This is a genomic window from Streptomyces sp. KL2 (assembly GCF_046529545.1).
GTDB lineage: Bacteria > Actinomycetota > Actinomycetes > Streptomycetales > Streptomycetaceae > Streptomyces > Streptomyces radiopugnans.
Genome location: NZ_CP127170.1, coordinates 3452279 through 3466784, shown reverse-complemented (window position 1 = coordinate 3466784; position 14506 = coordinate 3452279). Strand labels below are relative to the sequence as shown.

The 14506-nt window shown below is 72.6% G+C and carries 19 protein-coding genes; 7 read left to right on the top strand and 12 right to left on the bottom strand.

Annotated features, from left to right (window positions below; all coding sequences use genetic code 11):
- Positions 1–5: 5 nt before the first annotated feature.
- The 6 genes from QPK52_RS15770 to QPK52_RS15745 all read right to left on the bottom strand — a co-directional run bounded on the left by QPK52_RS15770 (position 6) and on the right by QPK52_RS15745 (position 4096).
- Entirely contained in the window at positions 6–1109 is a 1104-nt protein-coding gene (locus QPK52_RS15770; protein ID WP_410538129.1) for a methyltransferase domain-containing protein, read from the bottom strand.
- Positions 1106–2083 (bottom strand): ATP-grasp ribosomal peptide maturase, encoded by a 978-nt coding sequence (tgmB, locus tag QPK52_RS15765; RefSeq protein ID WP_410538128.1) that lies wholly within the window; start codon positions 2081–2083, stop codon positions 1106–1108. Before tgmB ends, QPK52_RS15770 begins: the two co-directional genes overlap by 4 nt.
- Positions 2083–2328, bottom strand: coding sequence for a putative ATP-grasp-modified RiPP (tgmA, locus tag QPK52_RS15760; protein WP_410538127.1), 246 nt, complete (start codon positions 2326–2328; stop codon positions 2083–2085). Before tgmA ends, tgmB begins: the two co-directional genes overlap by 1 nt.
- A gap of 126 nt (positions 2329–2454) precedes the next feature.
- The gene (locus QPK52_RS15755; RefSeq protein WP_410538126.1) at positions 2455–2904 is read right to left on the bottom strand and encodes a roadblock/LC7 domain-containing protein; all 450 of its coding nucleotides are present in this window, start codon (positions 2902–2904) and stop codon (positions 2455–2457) included.
- A gap of 119 nt (positions 2905–3023) precedes the next feature.
- Positions 3024–3509, bottom strand: a complete 486-nt coding sequence (locus QPK52_RS15750) for a hypothetical protein (protein ID WP_410538125.1) — start codon at positions 3507–3509, stop codon at positions 3024–3026.
- A gap of 239 nt (positions 3510–3748) precedes the next feature.
- Entirely contained in the window at positions 3749–4096 is a 348-nt protein-coding gene (locus QPK52_RS15745; RefSeq protein WP_410538124.1) for a hypothetical protein, read from the bottom strand.
- 536 nt (positions 4097–4632) lie between these two features.
- Between QPK52_RS15745 and QPK52_RS15740 the strand changes: the two genes are divergently transcribed.
- The 4 genes from QPK52_RS15740 to QPK52_RS15725 all read left to right on the top strand — a co-directional run bounded on the left by QPK52_RS15740 (position 4633) and on the right by QPK52_RS15725 (position 7324).
- Complete coding sequence (locus tag QPK52_RS15740) at positions 4633–5610, top strand: Tat pathway signal protein (protein ID WP_410538123.1); 978 nt, start codon at positions 4633–4635, stop codon at positions 5608–5610.
- On the top strand, positions 5607–6185 hold the full coding sequence (locus QPK52_RS15735; protein ID WP_410538122.1) for an N-acetyltransferase: 579 nt from the start codon (positions 5607–5609) through the stop codon (positions 6183–6185). Before QPK52_RS15740 ends, QPK52_RS15735 begins: the two co-directional genes overlap by 4 nt.
- The gene (locus QPK52_RS15730; protein ID WP_410538121.1) at positions 6182–6679 is read left to right on the top strand and encodes a 2'-5' RNA ligase family protein; all 498 of its coding nucleotides are present in this window, start codon (positions 6182–6184) and stop codon (positions 6677–6679) included. Before QPK52_RS15735 ends, QPK52_RS15730 begins: the two co-directional genes overlap by 4 nt.
- A gap of 252 nt (positions 6680–6931) precedes the next feature.
- Entirely contained in the window at positions 6932–7324 is a 393-nt protein-coding gene (locus QPK52_RS15725; protein WP_410538120.1) for a pyridoxamine 5'-phosphate oxidase family protein, read from the top strand.
- A 41-nt stretch (positions 7325–7365) separates the two neighbouring features.
- Here QPK52_RS15725 and QPK52_RS15720 read toward each other — a convergent pair whose 3' ends face one another.
- Together QPK52_RS15720 and QPK52_RS15715 are read right to left on the bottom strand one after the other, a co-directional pair.
- The gene (locus QPK52_RS15720) at positions 7366–8241 is read right to left on the bottom strand and encodes an ABC transporter permease (RefSeq protein ID WP_410538119.1); all 876 of its coding nucleotides are present in this window, start codon (positions 8239–8241) and stop codon (positions 7366–7368) included.
- The gene (locus tag QPK52_RS15715) at positions 8238–9254 is read right to left on the bottom strand and encodes an ATP-binding cassette domain-containing protein (RefSeq protein ID WP_410538118.1); all 1017 of its coding nucleotides are present in this window, start codon (positions 9252–9254) and stop codon (positions 8238–8240) included. Before QPK52_RS15715 ends, QPK52_RS15720 begins: the two co-directional genes overlap by 4 nt.
- A gap of 88 nt (positions 9255–9342) precedes the next feature.
- Between QPK52_RS15715 and QPK52_RS15710 the strand changes: the two genes are divergently transcribed.
- Entirely contained in the window at positions 9343–10125 is a 783-nt protein-coding gene (locus QPK52_RS15710) for a TetR/AcrR family transcriptional regulator (protein ID WP_410538117.1), read from the top strand.
- Positions 10126–10176: 51 nt separating this feature from the next.
- Here the strand turns inward: QPK52_RS15710 and QPK52_RS15705 are convergent, their stop codons facing one another.
- The 4 genes from QPK52_RS15705 to QPK52_RS15690 all read right to left on the bottom strand — a co-directional run bounded on the left by QPK52_RS15705 (position 10177) and on the right by QPK52_RS15690 (position 12420).
- On the bottom strand, positions 10177–10677 hold the full coding sequence (locus QPK52_RS15705) for a DUF1772 domain-containing protein (protein ID WP_410538116.1): 501 nt from the start codon (positions 10675–10677) through the stop codon (positions 10177–10179).
- A gap of 275 nt (positions 10678–10952) precedes the next feature.
- The gene (locus QPK52_RS15700) at positions 10953–12035 is read right to left on the bottom strand and encodes a hypothetical protein (RefSeq protein ID WP_410538115.1); all 1083 of its coding nucleotides are present in this window, start codon (positions 12033–12035) and stop codon (positions 10953–10955) included.
- Between the two features lie 65 nt (positions 12036–12100).
- Positions 12101–12238, bottom strand: a complete 138-nt coding sequence (locus QPK52_RS15695; protein WP_410538114.1) for a hypothetical protein — start codon at positions 12236–12238, stop codon at positions 12101–12103.
- Positions 12229–12420: a hypothetical protein gene (locus QPK52_RS15690; protein ID WP_410538113.1), complete on the bottom strand. Its 192-nt coding sequence runs from the start codon at positions 12418–12420 to the stop codon at positions 12229–12231. Before QPK52_RS15690 ends, QPK52_RS15695 begins: the two co-directional genes overlap by 10 nt.
- Positions 12421–12527: 107 nt before the next feature.
- Between QPK52_RS15690 and QPK52_RS15685 the strand changes: the two genes are divergently transcribed.
- Both QPK52_RS15685 and QPK52_RS15680 read left to right on the top strand, forming a co-directional pair.
- Positions 12528–13283 (top strand): GDSL-type esterase/lipase family protein, encoded by a 756-nt coding sequence (locus QPK52_RS15685; RefSeq protein ID WP_410538112.1) that lies wholly within the window; start codon positions 12528–12530, stop codon positions 13281–13283.
- A 478-nt stretch (positions 13284–13761) separates the two neighbouring features.
- A complete protein-coding gene (locus QPK52_RS15680) occupies positions 13762–14499 on the top strand; it encodes a YqcI/YcgG family protein (protein ID WP_410538111.1) in 738 nt (245 codons plus the stop codon).
- The last annotated feature ends 7 nt before the right edge of the window (positions 14500–14506 follow it).

Here is a 14506-nt window from a genome sequence, read left to right as displayed (position 1 = left end):
CCGTTCTACAGGAAGCGGCCTCCGGCGCCGGAGACGGGCGGTAGATCCCAGCCAGGCCCTCGCGGGTCGCCCAGCCACACCCACTGGCGGCCGGAGGTGACGGTGATGCCGAAAGAGTCACGGGCGGGAGCCGTGTTCGGGAACTGTCGGTGCAACTCCTCCACGGTCTCCCACAGGCGACGAGGCCCGGCCTGGCGGACAGTGCCGTCGGCGCCGACACGGGCGATCGACCCATCGGGCGTCCACAGGCCCAGGCTCTCCGCCGTGCCGTCGTCCTCGCGGTTCCAGGTGCACGACCGGTAACCGGGCATGGTCAGGGACAGCGGGAACTCCAGGTGGTGGAGTGCGTCGACCGGAGTGGTGGTACGGGAGGGGCGGGGCTCGGTGTGCTCCAGGCCGGCGAAGTCCGGGGCGACGGCACCCGTGCGGCGGGGCATGAAGTAGGCCCCACCAGGAAGGAAGGAGCCCTCGGCGGCGTCGTCGTGGACGGTCAGGCGGGCGACGCCCCAGCCGATGGGAACCACGATCACCGTGCCCTCTCCGGCCTGTTCGATCCACGGCCACGGCACGGAAGGCAGGCCGCAGGTGGCGATGATCCGGTCGTACGGGGCCCGGTCGGGGACGCCGTGCGCGCCGTCGCCGACGCGCACGGCCGGGTGGTGTCCGGCCTCGCCGAGGCGCCGGGCGGCGGCCCCGGTCAGGTCGGGGTCCACGTCCATGGTGGTCACCCGGCTGTCGCCGAGCCGGTGGGAGAGGAGGGCGGCGTTGTAGCCGGTGCCGGTGCCGACTTCCAGCACCCTGTGCCCGTCGGCCACGTCCAGGGCGTGAAGCATCTCCAGCATCAGGCTCGGCTGGCTGGACGACGATGTAGGTGTGCCGTCGGCGATTTGGGTGGTCAGTGCGCGGTCGGAGTAGACGGCCTCCCAGTAACGCGGGTTCTCGGGGGTGATGGTCACCCACCGGCCGTCCTCCGCCTGCTCGTGGAAGGAGGGTACGAACACGTGCCGGGGCACCGTCTCGAACGCGGCCCGCCACGGGTCGCCGGGGGCGGTGAGCCGGTGTGCCAGGGTGGTGCGGAGATCTCGCGCGGGGTCGGCGGGGGCGGTCATGCGGCGGCTCCTTGCAGAAGGTCGGCGTGGGCCTCGGCGATCGGTAACTTGGTGGCGGCGGCGATGAACTGCCACTGCCCGGCGGGGTTGCACTCGAAGAACACCCAGCGGCCGACCGGGGTGACGGCGAAGTCGAACGCCCCGTAGTTCAGGTGGTAGTGGTCCATGAACCGGCGTACGGACTCGGCCACCGGCTCGGGGATGGGCACGGGTTCGTAGCTCAGCGCGTCGTAGTCGGCGCGCCAGTCCACGCGGGCGGCCTCACTGCCGGCATGGATCGCGGCGGGGAACATCCGGTCGCCGACGACGGTCAGCCGCACCTCGTACTGCTTGGGCACCCACTCCTGGAGCAGGTGCGCGGTCGTCTCCAGCGACTCGTCCAGCTCGTTTCGCTCCACGCGACGGGTGGGCAGCGTCAGCGGCTTCTCACCAGGCCGGTGCAGTGGGGCGGCGGCGATGGGCTTGCACACCAGCGGACCGTCGATCCGGGCGGCCCAACGGCGGGCCCGGTCGAGACTGTTGGTGATCAGGGTGCGGGGCACCGTGAGCCCGGCGTCGGTGGCGGCGACGAGTTGGGCGGGCTTGTGGGCCGCGGCCCGGTAGGTGTCCGGGTGGTGCATCCACACCACCGGCAGCGAGGAGAGGACCTGCACCATGCCCACCAGTGCCTGCGCGCGCGCCCACTCCCGGTACTCCTCGGCCACCTGTGGCGAGACGCGGGGGAGGCCAGGCCGCCGGTAGTAGACGGCCCGGACCTCCTCCAGCCGCGCCGCGCGGGCACCGGTGCTCAACTCCCCGCGCCAGCCGGGCGCATGGCCGTCGTGCCCGGCCGTGAGCGTGATGCGCCGGGGGAAGTCGGCAATGTCGAATCTGGTCACCGGCACCTTCCGGTCGTTGAGGGCCTGGACGACGAGATCGGCGCTCGCGTCCAGGTTCTCGGCGACGACCAGGACGTGCCCGCGCGGCACGGCCATCAGGCGGCTTCGACGTAGTCGGCGGGGAAGGCGTACGGATCGGACGTCTCGTCCGCCGGTCCGTTGGAGTCGTTGTTGGTCGCGGTGCTGGACGCGGCCACCGGGGTGTGGGCCCACAGACGGCCGTCACCCATCACGTTCACCTGCCGGTCGGGGTCGTAGGTGAACTCCCTCGGGTCGATGGTGATGGTGTACGGGGGCTGGGGGTTGCGAGCGCCGAACGGCACCGTTGCCGTGGTGGGCATCTGTGTTTCTCCTTCTGGTCGTTCCTCGTACGGCCCGCCGGGCGGCGAGCTCACCGTGCGGCACCATCGGCGCGACGCCTCACGGAGTCCTTTGCGGGCCCGGGCCCTGTACCGCCGGGAGCGGCATCATCCGGCCGTCCCCAGGGCTGCCGTGGTGCGGGCGGGCGCGGCCAGGTGAGTGCGGACCCGCCTGACCAGTTGCGTCATCTCGTAGCCGACCACGGCCGGGTCGGCGTCACGGTCGGCGACGACGGCCAGGTGGGCGCGGTCGCCGGCGGCGCAGACGAACAGCAGGGTGTGGTTCAGCTCCAGGATCATCTGTCGCACTCCGCCGTCCTGGTGTGGATCGGGTCCGGTGTCGATGCGGGCGGCGGCGCCCCTGGCCAGGGAGTACAGGCCGGAGACGGTGGCCGCCAGGACATCGGCGGTGTCGGTGTCGTCCAGGCCGTGGACGGCCCGGACCAACCCGTCGGAGGTGACCAGTGCCGCGCTGCGGATGCGGGTGTTGCGCTCGACCAGGCCCTGGAGCAGCCACGTCTTCGGGTCTGTGCTGTCAGGGCTCTGCTCGCCGGCCATGGGATGCCTTCCTCGGGTGCGGGACGGGATGGGGAAGCGGTCTGGTGCCTGCCCCCGGCGGCGGGCCGCAGGGGAGTCGGAACGTCCGTCGCCGGGGGCAGGGGTCTGTGGCACGGCGCTCACCGGGCGGCCTCCTGCGCCGTCGCGCGGGCCAGGGCGTAGGCGTCCCGCAGGGCGGGGCCCTCGGTGAGCGCCCCCGTGGCCGGGCGCACGATCCAGGACCGGTTGCCCAGGTGGCGGGGCTCGCAGTAGTCCGGGTGCGGCAGCAGCACCAGCGTGCGGTCGGGCAGGCGGGCGCTGCCGGGGGCGTCCCAGCCGTCCGCCGAGCCCGGGGCGACGAGGAAGTCCACACCCAGCGGGGTGGCCAGGACAGGCCCCAGCGGTGCGCGGGCCGTGCGGAGCCGCCGCACCGTCTCGTACGCGACCCCGGTGGGGAGGCGCACCACGTCCCAGGCGAGCCCGGCCGGCGCCTCACCCAGCGCCCCGTTCTCCCAGGCGAGCAGCACGTCCGGGACGCGGCCGGTCGGCCGCAGCCATCCCAGCTCCAGGGGGCCGAGGATCAGGTCCGACAGGTCCGCATCGGTGTGCGTCAGGGTCGGGTTCACGGGTCGTGGTGCCTTTCAATCAGGTGGTGCCGGGGTCGGTCGGTCCGGCCTGGGAGAGGGCTGGTGGGCGCTATCGACCGAGAGCGAGAGCAACCAGCGGCCACAACTGCCAGGCAGCGAAAGCGAGAAGGCCGATGACCACGGCGAGAGCGCCGGGATTGGCCTTGGCCGTCAGGCACGCGCGGTCCAGCGGGCCGGGCTGTTTGGTCTTCGTCGCGCTGCCGGGCGTCCGGGACGCGTCACCGGGCACGGCCGCCCCTCCCGGTCAGCAGCAGTCGCGGCCGGTACCGACGGCCGCACGGGGAGCCGCCGTTGACCTCCGCCAGACGTAGGAACCGCACCGGGCGGGCCTCCCAGGTGAGGTGCTGGATGCCCGGGTAGAGGGTCAGCGAGCAGGGCTCGCCCCGGCGCAGCCGGGCGCACGCCCGCGCCGAACCGGGTCCGTCCACCCAGTGGTCCAGCACGTACTCGGCCTGGTTCGGGCCGAGTACGCAGGCCACGGTGCGCGCCCCGGCCCGTATCCACCGGATCGCCGCCTCGGGGCTCAGGGCCGCGTACCCGTCCCGGCGCGAAGCCGTTCCCGGCATGCCCGCAAGGGTGCTGACCGCCTCGCACCACACCCCCGGCCGGACGAGCGGGGCGGTGGGTGGCGTGGTGGTGTCTACGGCAAATCTGGTCACAGTCCCGGACTCCTCGGTGACTCGTGGTGACGTAACCAGGTAACTGCGATTGAGAACCCGCCGGGAATGACATTCGCGACACCGGCCGCACCCCGAGGCCCTGACATCTTTACGCCGCCTTTGCGCGCGCCTCCGAGGAACCGGCCTAACGTTCCGTCATGACGCGAACACCGAACAGGGTTCTCGTGGAATGGATGGCAGAGCACGGCGTCACCGTCAGAAGCCTTTCCGACCTGGTCAACGCCGCTGTCGCCGACTTAACAGGCACCTACGGGACGATCAGCGAACGCCACGTCTACCGCTGGCGCTCAGGTCAGACCACATGGCCGACCGAACTGCAACGCCTCGCCCTTCAACGAGCCACAGGCCGAACACCTGAACACCTAGGGTTCCGGCCAAGGGGTAAAACCTCCCTCGCCCCTTCGTCCCCAGAGGAGGACCCTGTGTACCGCAGAGCTTTCCTCGCCGCGGCCACCGCCGCCGGCGCGTCACTGGCCACACCAGCCGCCGCGCAGCAGCGCCGCCTCGGTTTCGCCGACGTAGACCGCATGCAGGCCAAACTCACCGGTTGGACCAAGATGGAGGACCGGTACGGCGGCACCCTCCAACTGGAGAAGCACGCCGCGGCGCTCACCCAGGAGACCCTGAACCTTCTGGAGAACGGCAGCGCCTCGTCCCGCATCCGCTCGGAGCTGTACACGGTCGCCGCGGCCTTCTCCAACAGCGCCATGTGGGCCGCGATCGACGGGCGCAGGCCGCGGGAGGCCGAGCAGCACCTGAACCGAACCGTCACCCTGGCGGGACTGTCGGGCGACCCCGCCACCGAGTTCCGCGTATGGGGTCACGCCAGCATTCTCTACAAGCAGCGGGGACGCCGCGCAGACGCCCTGGCCGCCACCGAACGCTCCCGGGCCGTCGTCGCCCGCCGTGACCCGTTCTACGTCTCCCTGGCACTGGCCCGCATCGGCATCAGCCACGCCGAAAGGGGGGATGCCAGGAAAGCCCGGCTCTACCTCGACAACGCGCAGAAGGCATTCGACCGAGCCGACAAGAATGCCCGGCGACCCACCTGGATCGACTTCTACGATCAGGCCGAGCTGGATCATCTCGCGATGATCGCCCACCTGCGCATGGGGAATCATCCCGAGGCCGAAAGTCACGCGCACCGCAGCCTCTCCGGCCTGCGGCCCGACTTCGAGCGCAACCGCGCCCTGGTCAACGCGAACCTCGCCGTCGCCCAACTCGGTCAGGGGGACCTCGAGCCGGCCGTCTCCACCGCGCGGAGTATCCCCTCGGAACTGGCCGGTCATGGCCGCGTCCGCAAGATTCTCGGCGACTTCACCACGCGAATCACCGAAATCGCCCCCCGCAGCCGGGAGACCCACGACTGGAAGACCTACTACAAGGCGGTGGCCGCATGACCGACACCGGTTCTCTCACCCTCCGCCGCACCGGCAGCCTCGCGAACGGTGTCCGAGACCTCCTCCTGGATCTCAACGAAGAGGTCCGCGGCGACTTCGGCCTGTTGGGCGAACCCTTCAACTCCCGTGAACGGTTCGGCGAGCGTTTGGACTCCTACGCCTCCCGGCCGGGCTGGGAAACCGTCATCGGTTACCAGGGTGACGAACCGGTCGGCTGCGCCTTCGGCGGCCCCCTCGTCCCGGGCACCAGATGGTGGTCGAGCATGCTCCAGCCGATGCCGGAGGACTTCACCCGCGAGGACGGTACCCGCACGTTCGCCGTCCAGGAAGTCATGGTCCGCGGCCCATGGCGGGGCAGCGCGGGCGCCGGAACCTCCCGCCTCCTCCACGAGACGCTTCTCGCCGAGCGTGCTGAGCGGCGCGCCACGCTCCTGGTCGATCCCAGCCGCTCCGACGGGCGGCTGAAGGCGGTCTACGAGTCGTGGGGGTACCGGAACATCGGTGACCAACAGCCGTTCCCCGACTCCCCCCGCTTCGCCACCATGGTCCGCGACCCCCTCAAGGCGCCCGCATGACCGCCGAAACCATGGCCGACCACTGGTGGTGGCGGCCGGGCTGGAAGCCCGGCCGCCGTTTCTACACCTGGCACTTCACTTTTCGGACCGCCACCGAAGTACACCGTTTGGCCGACGCTTACCGTCGAGGGCTGGCCGAGGTGGCGGGCTTGGACCTCGTCCCCGACCGATGGCTTCGCCTGACCATGCAGGGCCTGGGCTTCATGGACGAGGTCCCGGAACAGGACGCGCGAGCCATCGCCGACGCGGCCCGTCGGCGCCTGGCGGGCGTGGCACCTTTCGGGCTGCGCCTCCACCAGCCGGAGATCACCCCGGAAGCGATCCGGTGGGAGGCCGAGCCCAGCGAGCCGCCCGCAGCCGTACGGGCAGCGGTCCGTGCCGCCATAGCGGACGTATGGGACGACGTTCCTGAGCCCGCGGACGGCTTCGCGCCGCACGTGACGATCGCCTACAGCAACAGCGACGGCCCGGCCGATCCGGTCGCGCCGCCCTGAACGCGGTCGACGCCGAGCCCGCCACAGCGCGGATCGAGCAGGTTGACCTCATCGCCCTGGGCCGGGACAACCGGATGTACCAGTGGGAGGACTTTGCGGCGGTACGCCTCGGCTGACACTGCGACGCCCCGCCGCACTGGACGGAAGCCCCGGCCCGGGTGGGGACCGGCCGAAAACGGGCCCGCCTATGGGATCTCCGCCCGTGGGGCCCCGCCCGTTTCCGTACGGCCCCGGCGAGGTACCCGGCGGCGCATGAGCACTCCCGGCACCGGGCTGAGTCTGTTCGCCGACGAGCCGCGCGTCTGGCTGGCCACGTACGACCGCGAGGGCGTGCCGGTGGGCACGGCCACCGCGATCGCCGTGGAGGGCGACCGCGCCTACGTACGCGCCCACGGCCGGTCGGGCACGGCCGAGCGGCTGCGCCGCCGCCCCGAGGCGGAGATCTCCCCCGCCACTCTGGGCGGCACCCCGGCGGGCGCCCCGATGAAGGTGGACGTACGGCGGCTGTCGGGCCGCGAGGCCCGGCACGCGGCCCGGCGCCTGACCCGCAAGCACCCCGTACGGGGCGTGCTGGTGCCGCTGGGCCACCGGCTGATGCTCGACCGGTCGCCGCTGTACGAGCTGCGCCCGGTGGGCGAGCGGTGAGGGCCCGGCGGCCGAGCGGCGCGGGCCCTCACCGCCGGCCCTCAGATCGAGAGCCGCTGGTAGCGCCGTACCGCCAGGGGCAGGAAGACCGCCGTGATCACCAGCGGCCAGACCACCGCCATCAGCGACGCGTGCTGCTCGATCCAGCTCCCGCCGCCCGGCACGGGGTTGCCGAAGAGGTCGCGCACGGCGTTCGCCGTGGAGGAGACCGGGTTCCACATCGCGATCGCGCCCAGCCAGTCCGGCATCATCGAGGGCGGGGTGAAGACGCTGGAGACCATGCCGAAGGGGAAGGCGAGCGCGAACAGATTCCCCGCCGCCTCCTGGTTGGGCACGAGCAGCCCGATGAACACCCCGACCCAGATCAGCGCGAAGCGCAGCAGGAGCAGCAGCCCGAAGGCGTAGAGGGTGGCGAGCGGGCCGCCGTCCGAGCGCCAGCCGACCACCAGGGCGATCGCGGCCAGGACCAGCAGGTCCAGCCCGGCGTGCAGCACGTCGGAGACGCCGCGTCCGGTGACCACCGCCGACGGTGACATGGGCATGGAGCGGAAGCGGTCGGTGATCCCGCGCTCCTTGTCCACCGCGACGGCCATCGCGGTGTTCATGAAGCCGAAGGCCATCGTCATGGTGAACATGCCGGGCAGCGCGTACGACTCGTAGTCGGCCGCGCCCACGTCCATGGCGCTGCCGAAGACGTATACGAACAGCAGCACCGAGACGATCGGGAAGCCGAGCTGCCAGGCGATGATGGACGGCTGGCGGACGAGGTGGGTCAGATCGCGGCGGACGATCGTCCAGCAGTCGGCGAGGGCCCAGTACAGGCGGTTCTCCGGGCCGGACGGTGCCGCGGGGTGCGGGGCGGTGCCGGTCGGGCTGCCGGTCGGGCCTCCGGTCGGGGCACCGGTCGGGGTGCTCATGCCGCGTTCTCCTTCTGCTCGGTGCCGGCGCCGGCGGTCGTGGGGTCGGCGGTGTCGGCACGGTGGCCGGTCAGGCTCAGGAAGACCTCGTCCAGGGTGGGGCGGCGCAGGCCGATGTCCTCCACCCCGACGCCCTCGTCCTGGAGGGTCCGGGCCACCTCGGTGAGCGCGGCCACCCGGTCGGTGACCGGCGCGTGCGCCCGGCGCTCCACGGGGTCGGTGTACGGCTCGGCGCCCTCGTCCGCGACGCGGGCGAGGACCTTGGCGGCGGCGGGCAGGTCGGCCGCGTCGTACAGCACCACCTCCACGCGGTCGCCGCCGACGGCGCTCTTGAGGGCGGCCGGGGTGTCGTCGGCGATGCGCACGCCGCGGTCGATGACGGTGACGCGGTCGGCCAGCCGGTCGGCCTCCTCCAGGTACTGCGTGGTGAGCAGCACCGTCGTGCCGCCGGCCACCAGTGAGCGCACCGCCTCCCACACCTCGTTGCGGCTGCGCGGGTCGAGTCCGGTGGTGGGCTCGTCCAGGAAGAGCACCTCGGGGGCGAGGATCATCCCGGCGGCCAGGTCCAGGCGGCGCCGCATGCCGCCGCTGTACGCCTTGAGCGGCTTGTCGGCCGCCTCGGTGAGCGCGAAGCGCTCCAGCAGCTCCCCGGCCCGCTGCCGTGCGCGCCGGGTGCCGAGGTGGAACAGGCGGCCGAACATCTCCAGGTTCTGGCGGCCGGTGAGGATCTCGTCGACCGCCGCGTACTGCCCGGTCAGCCCGATCCGGCGGCGCACGCGGGCGGGCTCGCGGGCCACGTCGTGCCCCGCCACCCCGGCCCGTCCGCCGTCGGGCCGGACGAGCGTGGCCAGGACGCGTACGGCGGTGGTCTTGCCCGCCCCGTTGGGGCCGAGCAGGCCGTGCACGGTGCCGCGCCGCACCTCCAGATCGAAGCCGTCCAGCGCGTTCCTGTCGCCGTACCGCTTCACCAGCCCTTCCGCCAGTACGGCGTACGGGGTCGCGGTTGTGGTCATGGTGGCCTCCCTTCGAAACCGAGTACAGCGTACCCGATTACGCGTACACCGTACCCGGTTTTCCGGCGCACCCGTAGGATGGACCGCGATGACGAGCGAGAACAGCGACCGCGGCTACCTCAAGCGCAGCCTGGACCTCCTGTGGGGTCAGGGGGAGCGCCCCTCCCGCGGCCCCAAACCGGGCCTGACCCTGGAGCGCATCGCCGCCGCGGGCGTCGCGATCGCCGACGCCGAGGGGATCGACGCGCTCTCCATGCGCCGCGTCGCCGCCGAACTGGGCGTCGGCACGATGTCGCTCTACCGCTACGTGCCGGGCAAGGCCGAGCTGCTGGAGCTGATGATCGACCGGGCCTACCGGACGATGCCCGGCGACGACGCGCCGCGGGACGCCGACTGGCGCACGGTCCTGCGGTACGTCGCCCACGGCAACTGGCGCATGTACCTGGCCCATCCCTGGCTGCTCCAGACCAGCCTGGCCCGGCCCGTGCTCGGCCCCGGCGCCATGGCCGGATTCGACTACGCGCTGTCCGGCCTGGTCTCCCTCCCCCTCACCGACCAGGAACGGCTGGGGTTCATCGCCGCCGTGGACGGCTATGTCGCCGGCTGCGCCCGCGCCCACGTGCACGCGGCCCTCGCCGCGCGGCAGACCGGCATCAGCGACGAGGAGTTCTGGACCACCCACGGGCCCCTGCTGGAGAAGGCGATGCTCAGCGGCGCGTACCCGCACGCGGCCGCGCTCTCCGAGGACACCTTCGCCGTCCCCGGGGAGCGGCTCTTCGAGTTCGGCCTGGAGCGGCTGCTCGACGGTCTGGCGGCGTTCCTCGCCGCCGCGGACGGCGGGACCGCCGAGCGGCTGGGCGGCGGGGGCTGAGCGGACGGCGGCCGGGCGGCGGGGACTGAGGGCCGTACCGCCCGTACCCCGTCAGGCCGTGGCGCGCCCGTACAGGACCAGGGCCCAGGCCAGGCAGCCGAACGCGGCGGTGGCCGCCACCGCGCGGACGGTGTTCCAGGCGACCCACGAGGACTCGAATCGCTCGCGGACGGCGGCGAGACCGGCCTCGCCGTCCGGCTCGCCGGCGGCGGCGAGACGCTCGTTGAGCGGGACGTTGACCGCCGCGGTGACGGCGAACATCACCAGGTAGAGCACCAGCCCGGCGACGGTGAACGGCAGGGCCGCGCCCCCGTCACCGGCCCACTGAAGGGCGACGGCGAGGGCGATGACGACGGGCGCGCCCATGAAGCAGCCCAGGAACCAGCCGTTGAGGATCGCCTCGTTGATCCGCCGCATCGCCGTGACGAAGGTGCGGTCGTCGCCGCGGCGCAGACCGGGCATGACGGCGTAGGCGAAGCCCGCGAACAGCCCGGCCATCAGGCCCGCGGTCAGTGTGCCCGCGAGCAGGGCGAGAGTCGTGAGCGCCCTCATGCCGCCGCCCCCCGGGCGCGGGACGCGGCTGTGGTGCGGCAGACGGTACGGCGGGTGGTGCGGCGGGTGGTGCGGCGGACGGGCTCGCGCACGCGGTTCTCCTTCACAGGCAGGCACGGACAGGCACAGGCAGGCACGGACAGGCACGGACACGGGGGGGCACCGGCGGGCGGGGCCCCGGAGGACGCTACCGCGACCGGCCGCCCCGCTCGGCAGCGCATCCGGCCGGTGCGGCGGCCGGGCGTCCGCTCCCGGACGGGGCTGCCGATACGGCGTCAGGAGGTTCCGCCTCCGCGCCGCTTCGAGCGGCGCAGGGCCAGGAGGAGGACGGCGCCCGCGGCGAGGGCGAGGACGAGTCCGGCGGTGTTCCCCTCTCCTGCGCCGTCTTCCCCGCCGCCGTCCCCGCCGCCGTCGGCGTCCGGTTTCCGGTCGGCGCCCCCGGTTCCGTCACCGCTGCCGTCGCCGCCGTCACCGGTCCGGTCCGGCTTCTCCCCCCGCGCGCTCTCGGGGAGTTGCTCCTCGGTCAGGGGCATGGGCCGTACGGGGCTGCGCTCGCCCTCGGTGCCGTACAGCAGGGTCCGGCCGTCCGGAGTGAAGGTCACCGACTCGCCCTGGCGCTGCACCGGCACCGTCAGCCGCCCCAGCTCCCGCGGCCTGCCGTCCTCCCAGGCGTACATGGTCCCGCCGAAGTAGCCGCGCACCGCAAGCCGGGTGCCGTCCGGGGAGAAGGCGGCGTCGGTGGCCCACAGGCCGATGTCCGCGACGCGTGTGAAGGTGGCGGCGCCGGACGCCGGGAGCTTCTCGGGCCCGGCGTACAGGGCGCCGCCGTCCTCGTGCTTGCTGACGATGTACACCCGCCCGGTGACGGGGTGGACGGCCAGCGACTCGGCGTCGCGCGGGCCGTCGGCGTAGCGCACGGTGTGGCGGGTGACCTCGACGGCCTGGTCGGCCAGCCTCTCGGGCTCGGCGAAGCGGTAGATCCACACCTCGGGCCACCGGCCGCCGAAGTTGTCGCCGATGTCGCCGACGTACACGTCGCCGTCCGGGCCGACGGAGACGGCCTCGACGTCGCGCGGCGAGACGCCGGTCAGGGTGACGGTGGCGACCGTCTCGCCGGTGCGGCCGTCGATCGCGTAGACGTACGGCCCGTCGTCGCTGTCGTTGTGCGTCCAGTACACGCCGGGGTGGGCGCGGCTGGCCGCCAGGCCGCTGGACTCGGTGATCCGCTCGTCCTCGATCGTGAAGCCGTCGGAGGCGGGGCCGGCCGCCCGGGCCGCCCCCGCTGTTCCGGTCGCTCCGGTCGTCCCGGCCAGCACGATCACCGTCGCCGCGCCCAGGGCGCGCACAAGCCTCCGCATGGCCCAAGCCTGCCATCCACGGGGCCGCCGTCCGCGCGTGCGCGCCCCGGGCGGGCGGCGGCACGTCAGGTGCGGGGCCCCCAGCGGAACCTGCGGAACGCCACCCATGCGAACAGCGCCGCCCACACCGCGTCCAGCACGATCCGCACCGGCACCTCGGCCGCCGAGAGCTGCCCGGTCCACCCGGAGCGGATCAGGTCCACGGTCGGGGGGAGGGGGCGTACACCAGCACGTCGCCGAGTGCGTCCGGCAGCACCTCGCGGGGGATGTAGACGCCCGAGGCCAGCGGCAGGACGAAGACCGCCGGAAGGGTGGCGACCATCACCGACTCCACGGAGCGGCACAGCGCGGCCGTGGCGGCGGCCTGGCGCAGTCTGGAGACCACCGCCGAGCGCCCGGGCGTGGACGGGGCCCGCTGGACGAAGCTGATGACGCCGCCGGGTGATAGGTGTCACGTCGCAGGTCACAGCCGCCTTCCGGGAAGATGAGCGGATGCGCGTGCTCTTCGTCGGCGACTCCATGACCATCGGCAGCGCCGGTGAGCACACCTGGCGCCACCGCATGTGGCGGCATCTGGAGCGCACCTGCGGACCGCACGGCACCGCGTACGAGATCGTCGGCCCGCGCGACGCGCTGTACGACAAGGCCGCCGACGCCCCGGTCTCCCACGACTACGCCGATCCCGCCTTCCCCGCCGGCGCCCGCCGCCATCTCGCCGGCTGGGGCGAGGGCTGGCTGCACATGGCGCCGGTGATAGGCGGCGCGGTGCGCGAGCACCGCGCCGACACCCTGCTGGTCTTCCTCGGTCTGATCGACCTCGGCTTCTACACCGGATCCGGCGCCACCGCCGCCAACGTCCGCCGCTTCGTCGCCGAGGCCCGTTCCGCCGAGCCGCGGGTACGGATGGTGCTGCTGCCGGTGATCCCCAACACACGGGCGCGGCATGACGCCTTCTTCGCCGCCGAGTGCGAGCGCTTCAACGGGCTGCTGGCACGGGCCGCGGCCGAGCTGTCCACCCCCTCCTCGCCGCTGCTGACGGCCGTACCGCCGCACGACTGGGACCTGGCCCGCGACACCTACGACGGCACCCACCCCACCGCTTCCGGCGAGCACCGCATCGCCGCGGCCTTCGCCGGCACGCTGCACCGGGCGTGGGGCGTGGGCGGCCCGTACGGCGCGGGCGCGGTGAGGGCCCAGCCGGGTGCGCCCAGCGCCCGGCGGACCGAGCCGGTCACCGTGGAACAATAAATTCCGCTCTCATTCGCCCCGGAATCCCCGGCAGCGGCGAAGGGTTTTCCGGAGGTTCCCGGAAGGCCGCCGCAACGGGCGGCGAAATACAGGCAAGCGCGACTCCGGATTGATGACGGACATCCGCCGGAGTTCCGGAATGCCTGATTTAACCGCGTTCGAAAAGGGCATCGGATCCGGACATCCCCTTGCCAACACGAGCTTACGGCAACGGTGTTCAGCACGCTGGACGCGCTCTCAGCCGGCCGTGCACATCCGCCGGAGTGGCTGAAAAAAGACGGTGTTTGGCTCAATAAGCAGTCCTCCATCCCGCGACTGTGCTGAAACCATCTCGGCGCCACCGGCACTCCGGCGGAGAATCCCCGGCGGGATTCCGGCGGCACCGTCCTGTCAATACGCAACGGGGGGTATCCAGATGACCGATTCCGCTTCAATCTCCTTTTCCGAGCCATCTGCCCCTCCGCTGACCACACCTCTGGTGTGCGACCCGCGGCAGCCCCGCGAGAAGGCGTGGGAGGCGGACGCGGTCGAGCGGTTCCGCAAGCGCATGCTCGACGAGAGCGCCCTCTTCCCGTGCGTCTTCGGTGTGGACGCGCTGCGCAAGGCCACCCTGCGCTTCTCGTTCCTGGAACGGGGGGACGACCTCGCCCGGCGGCTCGCGGCGGCACTCGGCGACTTCGTCGCCCTCGCGCCCGAACTGGGCCGCAGAACCTCCCTGGTGGCGTTCTTCGAGACCACCGACGAGGACCGCGCCCGCGACGTGGAGGGCTTCCGCGCCCTGGTGTGGGATCTGCTCCAGGGGGTGCACGACCTGGACACCGCGCCCTGGCCGGCGGACATCCCGCTGGACACCGAGGACCCCGAGTGGGAGTTCGTCTTCGCCGGAATGCCGATGTTCGTCGTCGCCAACACCCCGGCCCACCGCAGGCGCAACAGCCGCTACTTCGAGGACCTCGCGATCACCTTCCAGCCCCGCTTCGTCTTCGACGACATCTCCGAGGACTCCAAGCAGGGACGCAACGCCCGTACCATCATCCGCGGCCGCCTGGCCGCCTACGACGACGTCCCCGCCAGTCCGCTCCTGGGCAGTTACGGCAAGCCGGGCAACCTGGAGTGGGCCCAGTACTTCCTGGACGACGACAACACGCCTCACGACCGGGGGACGCGCTGCCCCCTGCGCGTCAGGAACGAAGCACAGCACGCCGACAACGCCTAGGAGACCG

Excerpts from the sequence above, each read along its gene's own strand:
- QPK52_RS15745 (WP_410538124.1), bottom strand. The coding sequence starts at position 4,096 with ATGCCGGGAACGGCTTCGCGCCGGGACGGGTACGCGGCCCTGAGCCCC.
- QPK52_RS15735 (WP_410538122.1), top strand. The coding sequence starts at position 5,607 with ATGACCGACACCGGTTCTCTCACCCTCCGCCGCACCGGCAGCCTCGCG.
- tgmA (WP_410538127.1), bottom strand. The coding sequence starts at position 2,328 with ATGCCCACCACGGCAACGGTGCCGTTCGGCGCTCGCAACCCCCAGCCC.
- QPK52_RS15715 (WP_410538118.1), bottom strand. The coding sequence starts at position 9,254 with ATGACCACAACCGCGACCCCGTACGCCGTACTGGCGGAAGGGCTGGTG.
- QPK52_RS15700 (WP_410538115.1), bottom strand. The coding sequence starts at position 12,035 with ATGCGGAGGCTTGTGCGCGCCCTGGGCGCGGCGACGGTGATCGTGCTG.
- QPK52_RS15710 (WP_410538117.1), top strand. The coding sequence starts at position 9,343 with ATGACGAGCGAGAACAGCGACCGCGGCTACCTCAAGCGCAGCCTGGAC.
- QPK52_RS15770 (WP_410538129.1), bottom strand. The coding sequence starts at position 1,109 with ATGACCGCCCCCGCCGACCCCGCGCGAGATCTCCGCACCACCCTGGCA.
- QPK52_RS15725 (WP_410538120.1), top strand. The coding sequence starts at position 6,932 with ATGAGCACTCCCGGCACCGGGCTGAGTCTGTTCGCCGACGAGCCGCGC.
- QPK52_RS15755 (WP_410538126.1), bottom strand. The coding sequence starts at position 2,904 with ATGGCCGGCGAGCAGAGCCCTGACAGCACAGACCCGAAGACGTGGCTG.
- QPK52_RS15720 (WP_410538119.1), bottom strand. The coding sequence starts at position 8,241 with ATGAGCACCCCGACCGGTGCCCCGACCGGAGGCCCGACCGGCAGCCCG.
- tgmB (WP_410538128.1), bottom strand. The coding sequence starts at position 2,083 with ATGGCCGTGCCGCGCGGGCACGTCCTGGTCGTCGCCGAGAACCTGGAC.
- QPK52_RS15685 (WP_410538112.1), top strand. The coding sequence starts at position 12,528 with ATGCGCGTGCTCTTCGTCGGCGACTCCATGACCATCGGCAGCGCCGGT.
- QPK52_RS15730 (WP_410538121.1), top strand. The coding sequence starts at position 6,182 with ATGACCGCCGAAACCATGGCCGACCACTGGTGGTGGCGGCCGGGCTGG.
- QPK52_RS15705 (WP_410538116.1), bottom strand. The coding sequence starts at position 10,677 with ATGAGGGCGCTCACGACTCTCGCCCTGCTCGCGGGCACACTGACCGCG.